Raw genomic sequence first — 15,504 nt, 5'->3', positions numbered from 1 at the left:
GATCACCGCCCGATGTAATTCCACTCGTCGGGGGTCGCCACCATGGTCACCGCGACGCGTTCGTTCGCCGTCGTGATCGAGATGTCCTGCGGCGCTCGCGGATCCTGACGGAGGACCACGGCGGCGTCGGGGACCAATTCACCCACCCGCGGGTCGCCGGCGGCGAGCACGGTGATGTGGGTGGTGTTCGGTTCCGGGGGCGGACCGGTGAGTCCGTCGAAGATGGTGACCCGGTGGCCGGCCGGCGTCTGAACACGGTCGGAGCTCAACGCCAGTCGCCGCAGATCGCCGACCGTCCCGATCAGGTGTTGCCATCGGTCCGGGCGCACCGTGTGCACGGTCACCGCCGCACCGATCGCCACAGCCCGCAGGGTCACCTGGGCGACGACCTGCGGGCCGGCGGCGATGGCCACCGAACGGACGTCGGGACCGACAAGGGGGACCGCCACCGCGCGGCCGCCGTGGTCGGCACCGACCAACTGCCCACACCCGCTGGCGGGCACCGTCAGTGTCCGTAGGAGTTGCTCGGCCTCGACACCGTGCAGCGACGGCAGCGTCCGGTCCAGGCGTCCGGGCACGGCGATCGGCAGACTTGCGGCGAGGGCGTCGAACTGATGTCCCTCCAACGCCCTCAGGCCCTCGGGCAGGGGATCGGCGGTACGTCCGGCGGACGGGAGCTCGGCGAATCGGATCAACCCGCTGACCTCGAGTTCGCCGCCGGCGTCGTGGCGTAGCCGGACGGTCGCGGTGGTGGACAGTGCGGAGTTCACCCACACCGAACCCAGCACGTGCGCAAGGGCTGCGGGATCGATTGCGGCACTGCGGAATCGAAGCTGTCCCGACGCTATCGAATCCCAGTCCTCGGTCATGTCGTCGAGAGGGGCGCCCTCGGCCAGCTGGCCGGTGACCGAGGTGATCTCCGCGCCGCTGAGGATCGACACCCGCAAGCCGCTCTCCGACAGCCGTTTCGCCACCCGTCGGGTCGTGATCGTCGCCGTGCGGAGGGCGCCGACGGCGCCACCACCACGCCGCGCGACGGCGTCGGCGCAGTCGAGCGGATTCAACCGGAGGACGACGAGGACCGACCGGTGGGCGGTCGCGGCCAGCGGACCCAGCGTCCGATGATAGGTCTGCGCGATCGGACCTCCACCCCAGCTGCGGACGCCGTGACTGATGATCTCGATCGAGTCGAGGCGGATGTCGAACGGATTGATGCACTCGGCCAACGCGGCGAGCGGGACCACCTGCCCTGCCGTGTCGGCCACCGCGGACCGGCCCGGCGTCAGGTACGTGACCGCGGGTCCGGCGGGGGCCACCCGCAGCACCGTGATCAGGGTGTCCTCGACCCACCGTGCGCCGATCGTGTCGTTGCCGGCGCCGCTGCGGACGGACGAGTTGCCGGCTGGTGACGGGGAGGCCGGGATGTCGAATGAGGGCGGCGTCAGATCGGCCGATGGCCGACGGGCCCGAGCCCAGACGAAGCCCATGCGTTGTGACCAGCGGCCAACGAGGGAGCGATGCCCGCGCACGGGGATGAGGGTGAGCGATGCGACCCCGGCGACGGCGAGGGCGATCCAGCCGAGTGGACTTCCGGAGGCGGCCCACGCTCCCAGCCCAACGGCCAGCACGATCTCGATCACGACGAGCGTGGACAGTGTGATCCCCCGGTGAGCGCGGCGATCGCGGTGACCCTGACCTGCCCGACGGTCGATGGGCAGCACGGAAACGCCGCTGTCCGCCATGGTTCCCCCTGTTCTACGGGCGCCAGGCGCGACACCCGCGGAAAATGTATCGGCTACGCTACTACGCGGCGAAACGTCGGGGATCACCTGATCAGGGGAACCGGCGGCCACGCTGCGTCTGCCATGCAGTCGGAAGGGGGGGACGATGGCTCGGCAGTTGACGACCAAGGCCCAGGTGAACGGTTACCGTTTCCTGCTGCGCCGTCTGGAGCATGCGCTTGTCCGGCGAGACGTCCGGATGCTGCACGACCCGATGCGATCCCAGGTGCAGGCCCTCCTGGTCGGCACCGTGCTGGGGCTTCTCGTGCTCGGCGGATGCGGCGTATGGGGCCTCGTGCGGCCGCAGGGCTCGGTCGGTGACGCGAAGATCGTCGTGAGCAAGAACGGCGGGGGAAACTATGTCCTCGTCGACGGCACACTGCATCCCGTGCTCAACCTGGCTTCGGCACGACTGATCACCGGCAGCAGCGAGGCACCCACGTCGGTCGCCGACGGCAAGCTGTCGTCCTATCCGCGCGGTCCATTGCTGGGTATCCCGGGGGCGCCGTCGGCGCTGCATTCCTCGGCTCACGGTGGCGGATCGTTCTGGACGGTCTGCGACAGCGCCACCGTCTCACCGAACTCCTCGGGCGAGACCATCACACTGTCGGTCATCGGTGACCGCCCCAGCCTGGGGGACGCGATCTCACCCGCGGGCCCCGACGATGCGGCGCTGATCACCAACGGCGGCACGACATCCCTGGTCTACACGGTGTCCCGAGACGGCGTCCCGACGACGGTGCGCGCACCCGTCGACACCGAGAGCGTCCCGGTGATGCGCGCTCTCGGGCTCGAAGGCGTGGAGCCCCGGGCGATGAGCACCGGACTGCTCAACACGTTTCCCGAGGTCGACCGTCTGGCCGTCCCGCGGATCGACGGTGCGGGCTCGCCCGGACCGTTGTCTGACGACGACATCCGGGTCGGTTCGGTCGTGAAGTCGGTCGGCATCGACGATCGGACCACCTTCTACGTGGTCCTGCGTGACGGTGTCCAGCAGATCAGCGAGGCGACGGCCGAGATGCTGCGCCTGGCCGATCGGGACGGTGCCGCCCCGGTCCGGACGGTCGCCCAGGGCGACATCGCGGCGCGTCCGGTGTCGGCGCGTCTGCCGGTCAGCGAATTCCCCACTCGTGCACCGACTCTTGTCGACGTGACCGCGGCGGGGACTCTGTGCCGGGCGTGGTCGCGCGGCGCCGACGATCCGAGCGCGACGACGCAGTTCCTCGTCGGGCGGGCACTTCCGGTGCCCGACGGTGCGAAACCCGTCCAGGTCAGCTCCGCCGACGGCGGTGGCCCGGGGGTGGACCAGGTCTATCTGCGGCCCGGGACCGGAGAGTACATCCAGGTGACCGGCGCCGAGCCGGACAGCTCCCGTGCCGAATCCCGCTACTACGTGAGCGATTTCGGGGTCCGCTTCGGTGTGGCCGACGCCGGCGCTGGTGAAGTGCTCGGACTCGGCGAGCAACCCACGAAGGCGCCCTGGCCGGTGATCTCGCTTCTCGTGGCGGGGCCGTCGTTGTCACGCACCGACGCCCTCGTCTCCCACGACGCGATCGCCCCCGACACCGACGGACGCGTCATCCCGCAGCCGCAGAAGTGATCCGCTCGGTCCCCACTCAGGATGTGAGTGGGCCGCCGACGATGTTCGACACGATACCCCGCAGGATCCGCGTGCCGTCCTCCGAGCGCAGTTCGTCGTACCACGCCGCCGTGACCTCCGGATCCTTGGCGTGGGTGACGTCGCAACGCTTACGCGCGCGGAGCACGAGGTCGCCGGCACGTTCGGTCCGGGATCGCTCGTAGGCGGCCAGCGCCGTCTGGACGTCGTCGGGATGGTCGTTGAATGCGAACTGCAGCGCCACAGCGTCTTCCATCGCCGAACAACCGCCCTGCCCGATGTCGGGGGTGGTGTTGTGGGCGGCGTCGCCGAGGACCGCGACCCGGCCCCTGACCCACGTGTGGAACGGGTCGAGGTCGAGGATCTCCACGCGGTTGGTCGTCGACGGATCCAGCTTCTCGATCAGGCGTGCGACACCCGGGGCCCAGCCGGTGAAGCTCTCGGACAACACCTCTCGGGCCGTGCCGCGCTCGTACGGCATGCCCTCGGGCATCGGGACGTCGAAGAAGAAGTAGAAGCGGCCACCGGCGATCGGCATGACCGACACGCGCTTACCGTCTGCGACGTAGGTCGTCCACTCGGTCGCGGGCCCGATCTCGTCGTCGATGTCGACGAGGCCGTTGAAGTTCACATAGCCGGCGTAGCGGCGCTGCACGGGATGGCCGAGCACATAGTCTCGCGTCAACGACCGCGCGCCGTCGGCGCCGATGACGAGATCGGCCGAATCGGTTGTGCCATCGGCGAACTCGACGGTAGCAACATCGTCGCCGTCGACGACGCGGACCATCTTCTTCCCGAAGTGGATGTCGTCGATCCCGTACGCCTGCATCAGCATCAGCTGCAGTTCGGCCCGTGCGACCGGGTACGGTCGCTGACCTACCTCGTCGATGAGGGGTTGCATGCTGAAGCGGCACATGGTGTCCCCGGTGAGTCCGTCGACGTAGGACATCGAGTCGACGATGCCGCCGAGCTCGGCCGTCTCGTGTTCGAGACCGAGGTGGTTGAGGCACTTGACCCCGTTGGACCACACCGAGATCGCGGCGCCCACCGGCTTGTTCTCGGTGACCTGCTCGTAGACCTCCACATCGACACCGATCTGTCTCAGCGCGATCGCCGCGCTGAGTCCGCCCATGCCGGCGCCGATGATGACAGCCTTCACCCGTGTATCCCTTCTCCTACGGTCCGAATGATCTCGACCGTGCTCGGACCGACTCGATCGCCTCAAGGCTAAGACCGATCGGTAGTGTTCGCGCGGTGAGACGATCGACGTCCAGGGTGCTCAGCGGCCGGTGACGCCTGCGACGAGAGTCCGTATCAGGTGCTCCCACTGCGCGGTGATCGTCTCGAGATCGAGCCCGACGACATCGCGGAGGTGTTTGACCGCACCGGCATTCAGCGGTGCCTGCACGGCGATCGCGACGACCTCCAGGCGATCGCCGAACCCGAGTTGCTGGAGCAGGATCTGCACGTGACGATTGGAGGCCGCCCACACGGGGTGGCTGAGGAAGTCGCCGCCGGAGCCGGCCGCCTCGATGAGGACGTCGAGGTGATCGACGGTGAGCTTGAGCCGTGCGCGACCGTAGGCAAGGAGACGATCGAGCGGCGGCGCGCCGGGGCCGAGCGGTTCCGGCCCCGACAGATATGCCCGTTGGATCTCCGACTCGGAGTGGTCGAGCAGAGCGAGCATCAGCCCGGTGCGGCTGCCGAATCGTCGGAAGACGGTGCCTTTGCCGACACCCGCCTCGCGGGCGACCGCGTCCATGGTGACCGCGGACGCGCCGTGGTTGTCGATGAGATCTTTCGCCGCCGCGAGCAACAGGCGGCGGTTGCGTGCGGCGTCGGCGCGCTCGGTGTCGCCTCCGTCGGCGGAACCGGTCTCGGACATGCGGAGACCGCCGGAGAGACCGCCGGTGAGCGGGAGGGGGATCAGACCCCGTTCGGGACCGTTCGACACGTGACGAGCGTAACGCTTGGCGTTTTCCGGAATTAATCGGACCGTGGTCCGGTTGAACGGTCCGACTTGATAACGACCGAAGGGAGCATCGTGTCCGAAGGAAACGTGGAGATCGCCGTCTTGGTGGGAAGTCTTCGCAAGGGATCGATCAATCGTCAACTGGCCCAGGTGGCCGCCGACAACGCCCCGCAGGGCGTCCACGTGACCATCGTCGAGGGGCTCGGAGAACTCCCGTTCTACAGCGAGGATCACGACCCGTCGTCCGATGATGACGCGATCCTGCCTGCCGGCGTCGCAGTGTTGCGCGAGACCGTCGGCGCTGCGGATGCCGTGCTGTTGATCACGCCCGAGTACAACGGCACCATCCCGGCGGTGCTGAAGAACGCCATCGACTGGCTCTCGCGGCCGTACGGCGCGGGTGCCGTGTCGAACAAGCCGGTCGGGGTCATCGGCGCCGCCCTCGGTCGGTTCGCCGGCACGTGGTCGCGCGAGGACACCCGGAAGTCGGTGGGTATCGCCGGCGGCCGCGTGATCGAGGACGTCGAGGTCGGTGTCCAGACGTCGACACTCGGCGACAGCGGGGTGTCGGATCCCGGGCTGGTGGGTCAGGTCGTCGCCGCCGTCAATCGGCTCGTGGACGAGGTGGCCGTCGCCGCCTGAGCCGACTCGACAGCTACGTTTCGACGCGCCGTCGTGTGCCCTTCGGGGTCCACGGCGGCGCGTTGTCGTCGACGGCCTGTGGACCGATCTGCGGACACCTTGTGGAGGGCCGGGGGACAACCTGTGGACGACACGCCGGACACGCCCGACTTCACGATCGCGCATGCCCGCGACCTGCGACTTTCACGAATGTTATTCACAAGTTCTAGTGGTGGTGCGAATTGTCGGGCACTAGGTGTAGTGTTTTGGACACCAGCAGGGCGGGTTACGTACATCGATGTGATTTTGCGGGAAACGCCTGGAAGTCGGTGATCTGGGTCACCATCTTCACGTTGGGAAAGTGTTGGTCACCGCACGGCGTTGAACAGGACGGGTCCGCTCGTCTGTGGTCATCAGGCGCAAGAAGGTGACGGGTTCATCCCCACCGGGATGAACGGTGACGGCCCTGCCGGGTCGGTGCCGGCGACAGCAGCGCACGACGACAACTCGACATGACTCCGATGCGGGCCTCCTCGCCCTCGGACGACCCGGGACCGCGGGCCGGAACCGCGAACACCGACCAGCAGAACAGCCTGATCCAGCAGACAGCCAGAACGCACAAGGAGAACCTCGATGGCCATCACCGTGTACACCAAGCCCGCCTGCGTCCAGTGCAACGCCACCTACAAGGCCCTCGACAAGCAGGGGCTGGAGTACGAGGTCGTCGACATCAGCCAGGACGACGAGGCGCGTGACTACGTGATGGCCCTGGGATACCTGCAGGCGCCCGTGGTGGTCGTCGGCGACGATCACTGGTCGGGCTTCCGTCCGGACCGGATCAAGGCACTGGCCACTGCTGCCGCCTGACGCCCCATCGTCGACCTGATGGGGAAGTCGGGTCGAGGACAGCAGTGACCGGCAGGTGCCTGGGACCAGTCGTCACCAACCATTCAGCAGTACGGGAGGTCGATCATCATGCGGACCTCACCCGCATCGGCCGCCACGCCGTTGATCGTCTATTTCTCCTCGGTCTCCGAGAACACGCATCGGTTCGTCGAGAAGCTCGGTGTGCGTGCACGACGCATCCCGGTTCTCGGTGATCCGTCGTCGTTCACGGTCGACGAACCGTTCGTGCTCATCCTGCCGACCTATGGTGGGGGCAAGGCGACCGGCGATCGGGCCGGGTACGTGCCGAAACAGGTCATCAAGTTCCTGAACAACGTCCACAACCGGTCGCGCATCCGTGCCGTCATCGCGGCCGGGAACACCAACTTCGGTGAGGAGTTCTGCCTCGCCGGCGACATCGTCTCGCGTAAATGCCATGTGCCGTATCTGTACCGGTTCGAGCTCATGGGTACCGCCGACGATGTCGATCGCGTGCGGGAGGGGCTCGTCGAGTTCGCGCAGAGTCCCGCGTTCATCCATCCGGACCGGGTCGAGCTGACCGCGTCACGCGGCTGAGTTGTCAGACCCAGCCAGTACTTTTCGAATACCACCATCTAGCTGCAGGAGTCTTTCGTGTCGCCAACCGCCGCACCCGTCTCGGACACCGCCTCGGCCAGCAAGTCCGGGGTGCATCCCGGTCCGTCGGGACACGAACCCGGCGAGCTGGACTATCACGCGCTCAACGCGATGCTGAACCTGTACGACAGGGACGGCAACATCCAGTTCGAGAAGGATCGCGAGGCCGCCAACCAGTACTTCCTGCAGCACGTCAACCAGAACACGGTCTTCTTCCACGATCTCGACGAGAAGCTGGACTACCTGCTCGAGGAGAACTACTACGAGCCGGAGGTCCTGGCCAAGTACGACCGTGAGTTCGTGAAACTGCTCTTCGGGCATGCCTTCTCGAAGAAGTTCCGCTTCCCGACGTTCCTCGGCGCGTTCAAGTACTACACGAGCTACACACTGAAGACCTTCGACGGCAAGCGCTTCCTCGAGCGCTTCGAGGATCGCGTCTGCATGGTCGCGCTGACGCTGGCCGACGGTGACACCGCGCTGGCGCGACACCTCGTCGACGAGATCATCGACGGCCGCTTCCAGCCGGCGACCCCGACCTTCCTCAACTCGGGCAAGAAGCAGCGCGGTGAGCCGGTGAGCTGCTTTCTCTTGCGCATCGAGGACAACATGGAATCCATTGGCAGGTCGATCAATTCGGCTCTCCAGCTTTCCAAGCGTGGTGGGGGTGTAGCACTGCTGCTGTCCAACATCCGTGAGCACGGCGCGCCGATCAAGAAGATCGAGAACCAGAGTTCGGGCGTCATCCCGATCATGAAGCTGCTCGAGGACTCGTTCTCCTACGCCAACCAGCTCGGCGCACGCCAAGGGGCCGGTGCCGTCTACCTGCACGCACACCATCCGGACATCTACCGCTTCCTCGACACCAAGCGGGAGAACGCGGACGAGAAGATCCGCATCAAGACGCTGTCGCTCGGCGTGGTGATCCCCGACATCACCTTCCAGCTCGCCAAGGACAACGACGACATGTACCTGTTCAGCCCATATGACGTGGAACGCGTCTACGGGGTGCCGTTCGCCGACGTGAATGTCACGGACAAGTACCACGAGATGGTCGAAGACAAGCGCATCCGCAAGACCAAGATCAAGGCGCGCGAGTTCTTCCAGACCCTCGCCGAGCTGCAGTTCGAGTCGGGCTACCCGTACATCATGTTCGAGGACACGGTGAACCGGGCCAACCCGATCGACGGCAAGATCACCCACTCCAACCTGTGCTCGGAGATCCTGCAGGTCTCGACGGCGTCGGAGTTCAACGACGACCTGTCCTATTCGCACATCGGCAAGGACATCTCCTGCAACCTCGGCTCACTGAACATCGCGAAGGCGATGGACTCACCCGACTTCGGGCAGACCATCGAGACCGCCATCCGTGGGCTGACCGCCGTCAGTGATCAGACGGCGATCACCTCGGTGCCGTCGATCGAGAAGGGCAACAACGACTCCCACGCCATCGGCCTGGGGCAGATGAACCTGCACGGCTACCTCGCACGGGAGCGGATCTACTACGGCAGCGAGGAAGGTGTCGACTTCACGAACATCTACTTCTACACGGTGCTGTTCCATGCTCTCCGGGCATCGAACAGGATCGCCCGCGAGCGCGGTCAGGCGTTCGCCGGCTTCGAGAAGTCGAAGTATGCGAGCGGGGAGTTCTTCGACAAGTACACCGAGAAGCTGTGGGAGCCGGAGACCCAGAAGATCCGGGATCTGTTCGGCGAGGCCGGGATTCACATCCCGAACCAGGACGACTGGCGTGAGCTGAAGGCTGCTGTGCAGCGCGATGGCATCTACAACCAGAACCTGCAGGCAGTGCCGCCGACCGGTTCGATCTCCTACATCAATCACTCGACCAGCTCGATCCACCCGGTCGCCGCGAAGATCGAGATCCGCAAGGAAGGCAAGATCGGGCGCGTCTACTATCCGGCGCCGTACATGACCAACGACAACCTGGACTACTACCAGGACGCGTACGAGATCGGGTACGAGAAGGTCATCGACACCTACGCCGCGGCGACTCAGCACGTCGATCAGGGTCTGAGTCTGACCTTGTTCTTCAAGGACACCGCGACCACCCGTGACGTCAACAAAGCGCAGATCTACGCGTGGCGCAAGGGGATCAAGACGCTGTACTACATCCGTCTGCGTCAACTCGCTCTCGAGGGGACTGAGGTGGAAAATTGCGTTTCCTGCATGTTGTGACAGTCTGACCAACTGTTCGTGGATGGTGTGACCATGACAATCGCGAAGTACGGTGTCATCTACGGAGTCCGCTTGCGGCCAGAGTACGACTATCGCTATATCGGGCTTACAACCAAGACTGCATCCAAACGCCTACAGCAACATTTCAAGGTTGCTGGAGCTGGCCGAAAGACTCCGTTCTACGACTGGCTGCGAAAGCAAGATCGCGACAATGTAATAGCCGATGAGCTCGATTGGATCGACGGACTGGACGAGTTGGGTCAGGCTGAAATCGCGTGGATTGCCTACCTACGTCGCGACGGTCAGCCGTTACTCAATCTGGCCTCCGGAGGGCTGGGTCCTACCGGCGTTGTATGGACCGAAGAGATGCGCGAAGCAGCTCGAATTCGATCAACCGGTCGGAAGGGAGTGAGTCGGTTCGCACAAGAGAATCCGTTCTTCGGGCGAACGCACTCGGACGAACAGCGAGCGAAGTGGTCAGTCGAGCGGCGAGGTTCCATCACAGGAGCGGCCAACCCGAACTTCGGTAAGTTCGGGATCGATCATCCAGGCTATGGACACACGATGTCTGCCGAATCCAGGCAGCGTCTCTCCGAGCAGCGACGAGGCTCGGGGAATCCGAACTTCGGACGCCGAGCGAGCGATGAGACACGTGCAAAGATGTCGGCAACTCGAAAGGGACGACCGCAGCCATCCAGCAAGCGAAGCGCTCACACTCGCTATCACACGAACAAAGGCGTGTTCAAAGACACTTGTCGATACTGCGTTGAGGACGCGGCCACAACAACGAATGAAGAAAGCGGAAGTTGAAATGCCTGAGAAACTGAAGCTCGTCGACCGCGTCTCCGCCATCAACTGGAACCGTGTCCCGGACGAGAAGGACGCCGAGGTCTGGGATCGCCTGACCGGTAACTTCTGGTTGCCGGAGAAGGTGCCGGTGTCCAACGACATCCCGTCGTGGAACACGCTCACCGAATACGAGAAGCAACTGACCATGCGGGTCTTCACCGGCCTGACGCTGCTCGACACCATCCAGGGCACTGTCGGTGCGGTGTCGCTGATCCCGGATGCGACGACGCCGCACGAGGAGGCGGTGCTGACCAACATCGCGTTCATGGAGTCGGTGCACGCCAAGAGCTACAGCTCCATCTTCTCGACCCTGTGCTCCACCAAGGAGATCGACGAGGCGTTCCGCTGGTCGGAGGAGAACGAGCAGCTGCAGCGCAAGGCGCAGATCGTCATGGATTATTACCGTGGCGACGACCCGCTGAAGCGCAAGGTGGCCTCGACGCTGCTGGAGTCGTTCCTCTTCTACTCCGGCTTCTACCTGCCAATGTACTGGTCGAGCCGCGCGAAGCTCACCAACACCGCCGACCTCATCCGACTCATCATCCGCGACGAGGCCGTCCACGGGTACTACATCGGATACAAGTACCAGCGTGGGCTCGAGGTGCAGTCGCCCGAGCGTCGGCAGGAACTCAAGGACTACACCTTCGAGTTGCTGTTCGAGCTCTACGACAACGAGAGCGACTACACCGAAGCGCTCTACGACGAGGTCGGTCTGACCGAGGACGTCAAGAAGTTCCTGCGGTACAACGCCAACAAGGCGCTGATGAACCTCGGCTACGAGGCGATGTTCCCGAAGGACGAGACCGACGTGAACCCGGCCATCCTGTCGGCGCTGTCACCGAATGCGGACGAGAACCACGACTTCTTCTCCGGCTCCGGCAGCAGCTACGTCATCGGCAAGGCCGTCAACACCGAGGACGAGGACTGGGACTTCTAGCCTCGGATCGTCATCGGCACCTCCGGGTCACCGGCGGTGGGCACGATCGGCGAAATCCAGGGCACGATCGGCGAGATTCTGCGCCCGGTCGGCGAGTGAGGGTTGGGAGGCCATGCCAGGTCCGCGTGTGTGTTCGGCGGTGGGCACGATCGGCGAAATCCAGGGCACGATCGGCGAGATTCTGCGCCCGGTCGGCGAGGTGACGGTGTCCTACGAGATCGACGGGTTGCGGAGACGTTCGTAGAGATCGTCGAGCAGGTCGAGGGTCTCGCCGATCTCGGCCGGCGGCACCCCGGAGGCGCGTAGGGCTTTGCGAAGCGCGTCGGGATCCAGGTCCATGATCGGGTTGGTGCGCGCGGGCGTGGGAAGCGGCGGGAGCACCGCGTTCGTCCCGTAGAAGTCCACCGACGGCATCGCCGACGACACGGCGTCGTCGTCATCCTTATCGCCGTGACCGTCGCCGTCCCCGGCGGGGGGACGGCCGGAGGCGGCGCCCAGGAGTGCGGCGACGTCGGTGCCCATCACCGTCAGCAACGTCGCTGCGCTGCGGTCGATCTCGGCGGCAACCTCGTAGGCGATACACAGGGCGTGGATACAGCGGGGGGACTCGTCCGGGCACGTGCAGTCCGCCACGATGTCCGCCGACTCGGTCGGCATGATCAGCTCGCCCAGCACAGTGGGCTGTTCGCCGCGGGCCAGTGTCATGAGATCGCCCGTCGCCTCGCGCTGACGGAGCAGCGACACGACGGTCTCGGCGTCGACCGGTCGCGAGGTCAGCGTCACCTCGAACGGATCGAGCTGACTGCCCCGCACCGACGCGGTCACCCGCCCCTCGATGATCCGCACGCGTTCGGCATGGTGATCGCGAAAGTACCGTCGGGCCTGCGTGATCCGGCGGCGATCGACATCGCCGGTGTGAGCGCCCTCGACGACATCGACAAATGCCCGGCCCCAGCGGGACACGCCATAGCCACGGGTCGCCGACGCCCGCGCGCGGCTCCGGCCGCTGCCGCGCGGACTCATTCGCTGACCGCCTCGTCGCGCAGCCGGAACAGATCGAACAGCTCGTCATCACCGAGGTCGGACATCCAGTTCTCACCGGCACTGACGGTGAGCCGGGAGAGTTCACGTTTCGCGGCGATCATCTCGTCGATGCGCTCCTCCAACGTCCCGACGCACAGGAACCGGTGGACCTGCACGCGCTGGTGCTGGCCGATGCGATAGGCACGGTCAGTGGCCTGGTCCTCGACGGCCGGATTCCACCACCGGTCCACGTGCAGAACATGATTGGCTGCGGTCAGATTGAGACCGGTTCCACCGGCCTTGAGGGTCGCGATCATGGCCGGAGGCCCGCCGCCGGCCTGGAATCGGGCCACCATCGCATCGCGGTCGGTCCGGTTGACCCCGCCGTGCAGAACGGGCACGGGCTCGCCGAGTACGGGGGACAGCCACTCCGACAGCAGCTGTCCGAACGCGGCGAACTGCGTGAACACCAGTGCGCGGTCTCCTTCGGCTGCCGCGGTCGTCAGGATGTCGACGAGCAGCTCGACCTTGCCGGAGCGATGGCGGTTGCGCCGCAACATGTCCGACGCGTCCGCCAGATAGTGGGCAGGGTGATTGCATACCTGCTTGAGTCGCGTCAACGCCGCGAGGATGTTGCGGCGACGGATCGTGCGCTGCTGTTTGCTGCGGAGGGCCTCCATGAGCTCGTCGATCACCGCGCGATAGAGTGCGGCCTGCTCGAGCGTCAGGTTGGCGCGGACGGTGATGTCGGTCTTCTCCGGCAGATCGGAGATGATCGTCGGGTCCGTCTTCTCGCGGCGCAGGATGAACGGCCGGGTGAGCGCGGTGAGCCGACGGATCGTCGCCTCGTCGCGGTCCCGTTCGATGGGCTCGGCGAATCGGGCGCGGAATCGGGAGGCCGATCCGAGCAGACCCGGATTCACCAGGTCGATCACCGCGCGTAGATCCTCGAGTCGATTCTCGACGGGGGTGCCGGTCAGGGCGATGCGGTGATCGGCGGGCAACGATCGGACCGCCTTCGCCGCCTTGGTGGCGACATTCTTCAGGTGCTGAGCCTCGTCGATGACGACACGTCGCCACTGTCGGGCGCCGAGGAGGTCGCGGTCCCGGGTGGCGATCGCGAATGTCGTCAGGACCACATCGGCTCCGGAGAGCACCTCGCCGATGGTGGCACGGCCGGCACGGGATGTGCCGTGATGCACGATGACGCGCAGATGCGGTGCAAACCGCGCGATCTCGCGTTCCCAGTTCCCGACCACCGACATCGGACAGACGATGAGAGTCGGCGCACCCGGGCGCGCCGGGGCGGCGACGGCCATCTCGTGGCAGAGCAGGGCGATGATCTGCACGGTCTTGCCCAGCCCCATGTCGTCGGCGAGGACCCCGCCGATCTGATGCTCCGACAGATACGCGAGCCATTCCAGTCCGCGCTGCTGATACGGCCGCAGTTCGGCGTGCAGCGACTCCGGTGTGGTGATCGGTGCAGGCCGAAGACGACCACCGGTGGCGATGTCGTCCAGCCACGACAGGCCCTCGATCGACGTCACCGGAACCGGGACGGTGTCGACGATGAGGTTGAACAGTTCGCCCATGTCGGCCGGCTGATCCGAGTTCGCCTGCGCCCGTTGACCGACGATGAATGCGGCGGCGCGGGTGAGTGCGGCTCCCTCGGCACGGACCCAGATGCCACGGATTCTCACCAGGTCGCCCTGCCGCCTGGCCAGGTCGGCCAGATCGGCGTCGGACAGCGTCATCGCCGCCGGATCGTCGCCGAGCGCGAGGCGCCACTCGAACTCGTCGATCTCGGTGGCCCCGATCTGTGCGGCACGACCGGTGCTGGTGGCGACCGGTCGGGCGCGGAGGCCGAGCGTCGGGCGGACCTCGGCGACGGTCCGCGGCAGCAGGACCGGGCACCCGGCCTCGGTGAGCGCAGCCGCGCCGTCGACGAACAACCTCTCGACCATCGGTGTGGTGAGCAGGAAATCGAGTGAGTGCCGATCGGGTTCGGCGCCCGACAACTCCGGGAAAGCGCGAACCGCAGTCGCCAGCCCGTTGGTGACACGCTCGAGTTCGTGCTGGTCGAGGCGGTGCGGTTCGACGCCGATGATGCGACCGTCGGCATGTCGCCGACAGACCTGCAGGCGCCACAGCGGTTCCTGGGGAACGGTATGCGGGCGCCACGCGCCGGTGGTGTCGGGGCCGTCCTCCTCGTCGGGTTCGTGCAGTCGGAGGACGACCATCGAGTCGTCATGAGGGGCAGCCGAATTCCACTGCATCCAGGTGCCGGCGGCATGGCGCAGCCGGGCACGTTGTGCCTCGGTGGTCTCCGGCGGGTCGGCGGCGAGCGCGCGGATGATGCGACCGCCTGCGTGATCGTCGGCGACGATCGGTCCGCTCGCGGTGATCCGGCCGCGGCACTCGTGGTCGAGGAGCTCGCCGACGAGATCCGCGATCGAGTCGGAACCGCCGTTGTCGGTGACCACGCCGGGGGCGGTGGTGGACACGACCGCCATCCAGCTGCGCCACGACGGAGTGGGGACCGGGAGCCAGCGCAGCATGGGCTCGCCGTCGATCTCGGTCACCCCGGGAGCGACTCCGCCCGCTGCGATGTGGCGCCGGACCCCGTCGAGGAGGTACCGATACCAGGCGATCTCACCGCTGGTCGCATGCGGGCGGGTGAGATCCAGGAGGGCGACGGTCGAACCGATGCCCAGCGTGAAGGTGCTGAGGAACTCTCGACGTCCCGCCGCTCCGATCAGCGTGATCTCGCGGCGTGAGCGGCGCCGGGACAGCTGGGCGGCGATCTCCGGGGGGAGGTCATCGGGTCCTGCGTCCGGCCGTGCCCACCAGAGTGCCAGGCCGACCCCCGGCCGCCAGAGGGCATGGATCGGCAGGGTGGGGGCGGGTTCGGACGACATCTGTCGTGCTGCGTCGGCTGGCATCGAGAATCGTCCACCACACTAGCGTCGGCATGGGACAGAACCGACCG

Annotated in this window: 12 protein-coding genes; 7 read left to right on the top strand and 5 right to left on the bottom strand. The window is 66.1% G+C overall.

Translation table 11 applies throughout. From position 1 onward, the window contains the following. Positions 1–2: 2 nt before the first annotated feature. On the bottom strand, positions 3–1,742 hold the full coding sequence (eccE, locus tag EEB19_RS04210) for a type VII secretion protein EccE (protein ID WP_187583480.1): 1,740 nt from the start codon (positions 1,740–1,742) through the stop codon (positions 3–5). 145 nt (positions 1,743–1,887) lie between these two features. Between eccE and eccB the strand changes: the two genes are divergently transcribed. Continuing rightward, positions 1,888–3,381, top strand: a complete 1,494-nt coding sequence (gene eccB / locus EEB19_RS04205) for a type VII secretion protein EccB (protein WP_187583478.1) — start codon at positions 1,888–1,890, stop codon at positions 3,379–3,381. 16 nt (positions 3,382–3,397) lie between these two features. Here eccB and hpxO read toward each other — a convergent pair whose 3' ends face one another. Together hpxO and EEB19_RS04195 are read right to left on the bottom strand one after the other, a co-directional pair. Beyond that, positions 3,398–4,558, bottom strand: a complete 1,161-nt coding sequence (hpxO, locus tag EEB19_RS04200) for an FAD-dependent urate hydroxylase HpxO (protein ID WP_187583476.1) — start codon at positions 4,556–4,558, stop codon at positions 3,398–3,400. A gap of 120 nt (positions 4,559–4,678) precedes the next feature. After that, a complete protein-coding gene (locus tag EEB19_RS04195; protein WP_187583609.1) occupies positions 4,679–5,284 on the bottom strand; it encodes a TetR/AcrR family transcriptional regulator in 606 nt (201 codons plus the stop codon). A 159-nt stretch (positions 5,285–5,443) separates the two neighbouring features. Here EEB19_RS04195 and EEB19_RS04190 point away from each other — a divergent pair, with 159 nt between their 5' ends. The 6 genes from EEB19_RS04190 to nrdF all read left to right on the top strand — a co-directional run bounded on the left by EEB19_RS04190 (position 5,444) and on the right by nrdF (position 11,492). Beyond that, on the top strand, positions 5,444–6,013 hold the full coding sequence (locus EEB19_RS04190; RefSeq protein WP_187583474.1) for an NAD(P)H-dependent oxidoreductase: 570 nt from the start codon (positions 5,444–5,446) through the stop codon (positions 6,011–6,013). A 612-nt stretch (positions 6,014–6,625) separates the two neighbouring features. Further along, positions 6,626–6,859 (top strand): redoxin NrdH, encoded by a 234-nt coding sequence (locus tag EEB19_RS04185; protein ID WP_187583472.1) that lies wholly within the window; start codon positions 6,626–6,628, stop codon positions 6,857–6,859. 108 nt (positions 6,860–6,967) lie between these two features. Next, positions 6,968–7,453, top strand: coding sequence for a class Ib ribonucleoside-diphosphate reductase assembly flavoprotein NrdI (nrdI, locus tag EEB19_RS04180; RefSeq protein WP_187583470.1), 486 nt, complete (start codon positions 6,968–6,970; stop codon positions 7,451–7,453). 57 nt (positions 7,454–7,510) lie between these two features. Further along, positions 7,511–9,706: a class 1b ribonucleoside-diphosphate reductase subunit alpha gene (nrdE, locus tag EEB19_RS04175; RefSeq protein ID WP_187583468.1), complete on the top strand. Its 2,196-nt coding sequence runs from the start codon at positions 7,511–7,513 to the stop codon at positions 9,704–9,706. A 33-nt stretch (positions 9,707–9,739) separates the two neighbouring features. Further along, a complete protein-coding gene (locus tag EEB19_RS04170; RefSeq protein ID WP_187583466.1) occupies positions 9,740–10,516 on the top strand; it encodes an NUMOD3 domain-containing DNA-binding protein in 777 nt (258 codons plus the stop codon). 1 nt (position 10,517) lies between these two features. Continuing rightward, positions 10,518–11,492 carry a class 1b ribonucleoside-diphosphate reductase subunit beta gene (gene nrdF, locus EEB19_RS04165; RefSeq protein WP_262365421.1) on the top strand — a complete coding sequence of 325 codons (975 nt, stop codon included), beginning with the start codon at positions 10,518–10,520 and terminating at the stop codon, positions 11,490–11,492. A gap of 210 nt (positions 11,493–11,702) precedes the next feature. Here the strand turns inward: nrdF and EEB19_RS04160 are convergent, their stop codons facing one another. Together EEB19_RS04160 and EEB19_RS04155 are read right to left on the bottom strand one after the other, a co-directional pair. Then, complete coding sequence (locus EEB19_RS04160; RefSeq protein WP_187583463.1) at positions 11,703–12,515, bottom strand: hypothetical protein; 813 nt, start codon at positions 12,513–12,515, stop codon at positions 11,703–11,705. Continuing rightward, on the bottom strand, positions 12,512–15,457 hold the full coding sequence (locus EEB19_RS04155; protein ID WP_187583462.1) for a DEAD/DEAH box helicase: 2,946 nt from the start codon (positions 15,455–15,457) through the stop codon (positions 12,512–12,514). Before EEB19_RS04155 ends, EEB19_RS04160 begins: the two co-directional genes overlap by 4 nt. Between the last annotated feature and the right edge of the window lie 47 nt (positions 15,458–15,504).

It is taken from the genome of Gordonia sp. OPL2 (genome assembly GCF_003797825.1).
GTDB lineage: Bacteria > Actinomycetota > Actinomycetes > Mycobacteriales > Mycobacteriaceae > Gordonia.
Note: the sequence above shows the minus strand (reverse complement) of the source record. Positions and strands in the feature narration are given on the sequence as shown.

Excerpts from the sequence above, each read along its gene's own strand:
- eccE (WP_187583480.1), bottom strand. The coding sequence starts at position 1,742 with ATGGCGGACAGCGGCGTTTCCGTGCTGCCCATCGACCGTCGGGCAGGT.
- eccB (WP_187583478.1), top strand. The coding sequence starts at position 1,888 with ATGGCTCGGCAGTTGACGACCAAGGCCCAGGTGAACGGTTACCGTTTC.
- EEB19_RS04195 (WP_187583609.1), bottom strand. The coding sequence starts at position 5,284 with ATGTCCGAGACCGGTTCCGCCGACGGAGGCGACACCGAGCGCGCCGAC.
- EEB19_RS04185 (WP_187583472.1), top strand. The coding sequence starts at position 6,626 with ATGGCCATCACCGTGTACACCAAGCCCGCCTGCGTCCAGTGCAACGCC.
- nrdI (WP_187583470.1), top strand. The coding sequence starts at position 6,968 with ATGCGGACCTCACCCGCATCGGCCGCCACGCCGTTGATCGTCTATTTC.
- EEB19_RS04170 (WP_187583466.1), top strand. The coding sequence starts at position 9,740 with ATGACAATCGCGAAGTACGGTGTCATCTACGGAGTCCGCTTGCGGCCA.
- nrdF (WP_262365421.1), top strand. The coding sequence starts at position 10,518 with ATGCCTGAGAAACTGAAGCTCGTCGACCGCGTCTCCGCCATCAACTGG.
- EEB19_RS04160 (WP_187583463.1), bottom strand. The coding sequence starts at position 12,515 with ATGAGTCCGCGCGGCAGCGGCCGGAGCCGCGCGCGGGCGTCGGCGACC.
- EEB19_RS04155 (WP_187583462.1), bottom strand. The coding sequence starts at position 15,457 with ATGCCAGCCGACGCAGCACGACAGATGTCGTCCGAACCCGCCCCCACC.